This window comes from Xanthobacter sp. BG11Y11_SDJG (assembly GCF_057364445.1).
Window position 1 is genome coordinate 1 of sequence record NZ_JBNFNU010000324.1, and the last position, 4,867, is coordinate 4,867.

Annotated in this window: 3 protein-coding genes and 3 pseudogenes; 1 reads left to right on the forward strand and 5 read right to left on the reverse strand. The window is 73.4% G+C overall.

Annotated features, from left to right (window positions below):
- Positions 1–27: 27 nt before the first annotated feature.
- Together AC2W7M_RS19790 and AC2W7M_RS19795 are read right to left on the reverse strand one after the other, a co-directional pair.
- Positions 28–792 (reverse strand): hypothetical protein, encoded by a 765-nt coding sequence (locus AC2W7M_RS19790; protein ID WP_486134292.1) that lies wholly within the window; start codon positions 790–792, stop codon positions 28–30.
- A gap of 202 nt (positions 793–994) precedes the next feature.
- Positions 995–1,135: pseudogene (locus AC2W7M_RS19795) on the reverse strand (hypothetical protein); the annotation flags it as partial.
- Between AC2W7M_RS19795 and AC2W7M_RS19800 the strand changes: the two are divergent.
- Positions 1,098–1,268 carry a hypothetical protein gene (locus AC2W7M_RS19800; protein ID WP_486134294.1) on the forward strand — a complete coding sequence of 57 codons (171 nt, stop codon included), beginning with the start codon at positions 1,098–1,100 and terminating at the stop codon, positions 1,266–1,268. The pseudogene AC2W7M_RS19795 and the gene AC2W7M_RS19800 sit on opposite strands and share 38 nt — an antisense overlap.
- 134 nt (positions 1,269–1,402) lie before the next feature.
- Here the strand turns inward: AC2W7M_RS19800 and AC2W7M_RS19805 are convergent.
- The 3 genes and pseudogenes from AC2W7M_RS19805 to AC2W7M_RS19815 form a co-directional block, all read right to left on the reverse strand.
- Positions 1,403–1,687, reverse strand: a pseudogene (locus tag AC2W7M_RS19805) (hypothetical protein); the annotation flags it as partial.
- Entirely contained in the window at positions 1,687–4,575 is a 2,889-nt protein-coding gene (locus tag AC2W7M_RS19810) for an MG2 domain-containing protein (protein ID WP_486134296.1), read from the reverse strand. The pseudogene AC2W7M_RS19805 and the gene AC2W7M_RS19810, both read right to left, overlap by 1 nt.
- 27 nt (positions 4,576–4,602) lie before the next feature.
- Positions 4,603–4,867, reverse strand: a pseudogene (locus AC2W7M_RS19815) (hypothetical protein); the annotation flags it as partial.

Consider the following 4,867-nt stretch of genomic DNA (forward strand, 5'->3'; position numbering starts at 1 on the left):
CCGTGGGCAGGCCGTCCAGCGCCACCTTCAGCACCGCATCGGCGCCGGGTGCGGTCGCCGAGCAGTGCCAGCGCCGACGCCCACCTGGCCCTGCGAGAGCGGCGAGGAGATGTCGGAGAGCCGCGCATCGGCGAGATAGCGCAAGTCGCCCAGCGGGGCGCGGCCGTTGCGGGCCAGCACATAGAGCGCATAGGCCAGGCCCTCGCTGGCCTCGTCGAACTGCGCCCCGGCGAGGTTGACGACGTTGCGCAGCCGGTCGAGCGCGAGGCGGAAGGCGATGTCCGGCACCGCATAGCCCTTCTCCCGCGCGCGGCCGAGGAAGTCGGTCACGTAGGCGTCGAGCCAGGTGTCGCTGCCGCCCGCCGCCCACAGGCCGAACGAGCCGTCCGAGCCCTGCCGCGCCAGCACGCGGGCGACGGCGTCGCGGATGCGATCCGCGGCGCCGGGGTCGGTGTCCTTGCCGGTGAGCTGGGCCAGTTCGTTGAAATAGAGCAGCGGCAACGCGCGGCTGGTGATCTGCTCGGAGCAGCCATAGGGGTAGCGGTCGAGCGCCGAGAGCAGCGCCGGCACGTCGATGGTGGAGACCGGCGCGGCGCTCACCGCCACCGACCCGGTGCCGGGCACCAGGTCCTGCACCAAAGCGGCGTTGACGGTGATGCTCTCGCCGGGGGCGAGATTGCGCACCGTGCGCCGCTCGATCTCCGGATAGGCCGGACGCACATTCACCGCATAGGTGCGGCGGATGTCGACGCCCTGGCCGACCAGGCGCACCGCCAGCGAGCCGGCGCCCACCGCCCTGCCCTCCAACGGCAGGCGGACGGACTGGCGCTCGCCGGCGGCGAGCTTCAGCGTCGGGCCGGGGCACCGGGGTCGCCACCGCGCCCGTGCCCGTCACCTCCAGGCGGTAGTCGCCCGCCGGCGCTGTGATCGGCGTCACGTCCAGGTGGATCGAGCCGCGGTCGCCATTGGCGAGGAAGCGCGGCAGGGTCGGCAGCAGCACCACCTGGTCGCGCACCAGCACGTCGCGGGCGGCGTGGCCGAGCTTGTCGGCGCTCCAGGCGATGGCCATCAGCCGGACGGTTCCGTCGAAGGCGGGGATGGGGAAGGAGACGCGCGCCGTGCCGTCCGGCCCCACCGCGACGAGGCCCGAGAACAGCGCCAGCGGCGGCTGGGTGGGCGGGCTCGCCAGCGTCAGCTCCTCGCCGCCGTCGCCGCCGGAGCGCAGCCGCCCGGCATTGGCGCGCATGCCGTCGATCAGCGCGCCGTAGAGATCGCGGATCTCCGGCGCGAGCCGCCGCTGGCCGAGGATGGCGGCGTCCGGGTTCGGCGGCTTGTAGCCGGTGAGGTTGAGGATGCCCACATCCACCGCCGCGAGCGTCACAAAAGCCTGCTCGCCGGGCGTGAGCCCGGTGACGGTGACGGGAACATCGAGCGTCGTCTCGGGGCGGATCTCCGCCGGGCCGCCCAGCTCCACGTTCAGGGTGCGGGCGGCGCGGTCGACGGAGAACCAGCCGAGGCCGATGGCGCGGCCCGGCATGCGGCCGGCCGCGACATCCAGCGGGCGGTGATAGAAGGCGACCACGTAGGCGCCGGGGGTCCAGCCGGGCTCCACCTTGAACGCCACCTTGTTGGCACCCTTCTCCAGCTTCAGGGTGCGGGTGGCCAGCACGCTTTCGTTCATCACCATCACCGTGGCGGCGCCGGGGCGCGGGCGGTGATGGTGGCTTCCAGCGTGTCGCCGGCGGCATACGCGTCGGAGCCCAGCGTCAGCTCCAGGCGGTCAGGCGTGTCGGCGCTGGCGCCGCCGCCGAAGCCGGCCTCGAACGGCAGCGAGGTGAGCGGCAGGCCCGGCCCGGTCACGTCCAGCCGGTAGCGGCCGAAATCGGTGGGCAGCTGGAGCCGGGCGGGGGCGTCCGCCGCAACGTCGAAGCGGCCCTCGCCCACGCGGCTGACGATCTTCACCGGCTCGTACTGCCAGGCGCCGTCCACCTTGTACCACTGGTAGCGCGTCTCCAGGCGCGACAGGCGCCAGGTGAGCCCGCTGGCCGCGCGGGGCTTGTCGTCGGGGGCGGCGACCACCACCTCGAACGCCGCCGGCTCGCCTTCGCGCACGCGGGCATCGAACAGCGGCTTCACGCCGATCTGGCTGCCGGCGGCGGCGACCGGGATGGTGAGCGTGCGCTGCACCGCGCGCCCGCCCGCCTCCACGAGGCGCACGATCGCCTCGATCTCCAGCGGCCGGTCGGTGCGCGGCAGGGTGCCGGCGCCGAAGCGGATGCTGGCGCGGCCCTTGGCGTCGGTGCGCGCGGCGTCGGGGGCCGGGTTGCGGTCCGCCAGCACCTCGTCCTCGGAATTGCCGAACAGGAAGCCGGGGAACGCCTTGCGCCCGGCGGGCGCGAGGCGCAGTTCGCTCTCCGCCTCCACGTCAAGCAAAGCGGCGGGAGCGCCGAACAGATAGCGCCCGTTCAGCAGCACCTCCACGGAGCCGGCGCGCGGCACCGCGGTGGCGGCGGTGGAGAGCTCGAACTCCACCCGGTCGGGGACATAGTCCTCCAGCAGGAAGGTAGTCTCGCCGATGGGCGCGGCCTTCGGATCGCTGAACGCCTTGACGCGCCAGGTGCCGGTCATGGCGCCCTTGAGCAGCGGCAGGTCCACCGTGCGCCCGCCCGCGCCGCCGTCCTCGGAGACGAGGCGGCGGTCCTCCACGCCGTCCGGGCGCTGGAGCACGAGGGTGATGGGCAAACCGGGGGCGGCATTGCCCTTGGCGTCGCGCAGCAAAGCGGTGAGATGGACGCTCTCGCCCGAACGGTAGACGCCGCGCTCCGCGGCGAGGAAGGCATCCAGCGGCCCGGGTGCCTCGCGCCCGGCGACGCCGCGGTCGGTGAGGTCGAAGCCCTGGTCCTTGAGGGAGAGGAAGGCGTAGTCGCCCGCCTTGGTCTGCGCCACCACCACCTCGGGCTCCAGGCCCGCCGGGCCGCGCGCGAGGCCGGGGTCGAAGCGGACGAGGCCGTTCGCGTCGGTGGTGCGGGTGCCGAGCACCTCGTTGGACTTGGCGACGAGGCGCACCTCGACCCCCGCCACCGGCTCGGCGCCGCCGAGCGAGCGCACCATCACATGGACGCCGTCGCGCGCCGACACCGCGGTGAGGCCGAGGTCGGAGACGATGAACCACTGGGTGGAGATGGTCTCGTAGTCGCCGTCCTCGGACGTGGGCGCCGGGTCGGGCGCGGCGGTCATCACATAGACGCCGCTCTGGAGCTGGCCGAGCGCCTCGGTGACGGGGATGGCGGTCGTCACGTCGGCGTTCAGCGGGCTGTCCACCTCCAGAATGCCGTCGAACACCGGGATCGCCGCGCCCTCCTTCAGGCGCTCGCGCACGTAGAACTCGATCGCCTGCCGGAACTCGCCGTCGAGCGCCGTGGGCACGAGGCCGCGGTCGCCGATGCGCAGGATCGAGACCTTCACCGCCTTGGTGTTGACGGTGGTGATGGGGATGCCCTTCTGGCCGACGCTGGGCAGGACGTAATTGCGGCCGCCGAAGCGCGCGGCGGGGCGCCGGTCGCGCACATAGATGGACAGTTCCGCTCCCTTGCGGGTGGTCTCGCCGATGGCGGCGGGGATGCCGGGGCGCAGGCGCACCTCATAGTGCTCGCCGTGCTTCAGGCCCTCCACGCAGATCTGCCGCTCCTCGGCGGTGACGGCGGGCTTGTCCATGCCCTCCACCTGCACGAAGGCGGAGAAGTCGGTGCCGCCCTTCAGGTCTTCGGAGAACTGCGCGCACGCCCGCGGCGCGGCGGCATCCGATTCGACCGTGTAGTCGAGCATGCGGAAGCCGTGCTCCTCCTTCATCTTCTCGAAGAAGGCGCGGTCGGCGGCATTGTCGCGCAGATCGAGCGCCGCCTTCATGGTGTCGATGGCCGAGCGCCAGGTGCCGCGCCCGGCGTCGATGCGGGCGATGAAAGCGAGTGCGTCGCCCTCCAGCGCCGCCGTGCCGGCGCGGCGATAGGCGATGTAGGCCGCGCCGAGCGCGTTGTCGGTGAAGGTGAAGGCGCTTTCCTTCTCGGTGGGCTTGATGGCCGCGAGGGCGCGGGCGAGCCGCATCCAGGAGGCCGCGTCGTCCGGGCTCGCCACCACCACGGCGGCGTAGAGCTGCGCCGCGCCGCGTGCGTCATTGCGCTGATAGGCGGCATCGGCGTCGCGCCGCAGCTTGTCGAGGGGCTGGGTCGGCGGCGTCGCGCCGCGCCGCAGGAAGCGCTCGTAGCGTCGCGCAGTGGCGGACAGCTCGGCGCGCTGGAAGGTCTTGGCGGAGGCCGGGCGGTCGGAGCCTGGGCCTGCGGCGCCGGCACGGGGGCCGGAGCGGGGGTCGGAGCGCTTTGGGCCGGCTGGGGCCGTGGCTGGGGAACCGGCACCTCGGGCCGTGCCGGCGGCCGAGGCGGCGGGGTCTGGGCCAGCGCCGCCGCCGAAGTGAGTGCCAACACCACCGCAAACCCGACCCGAACGAGACGATGCCCCACCAGCATGGACCCCTCCCTCGGCGCTTCGCCGCGGGCGGATGAAGCCCGATGGCTGCGACACCACCAAGACCTTATCGCACACTGGGGCTTATTTTAGGTGGAGAACGCCCGCCTCCTCGCCCCGCCCCGCGTCCGGCTGCTCGCTCATACCGTCGGCCAACAGCACCCGGGCGCGCAGCACATGGATGCGCCGCCGGCCGATGCGCGCCAACAGCCGCTGCTCCGCCTTCACGCCGGAGGGATGCCCGCCGAGACGGTCATAGTGACGGTGGGCGATGATCAGCCCCTGGCCCGGTTTTCGGCAGGCCGAGCAGCGCGAGGCGCGCCGCCGCCACCGCCTCGCCGAGGCGCGG

Coding starts and splice junctions, on each gene's coding strand:
- AC2W7M_RS19800 (WP_486134294.1), top strand. CDS start 1,098: ATGGGGAAGGAGACGCGCGCCGTGCCGTCCGGCCCCACCGCGACGAGG.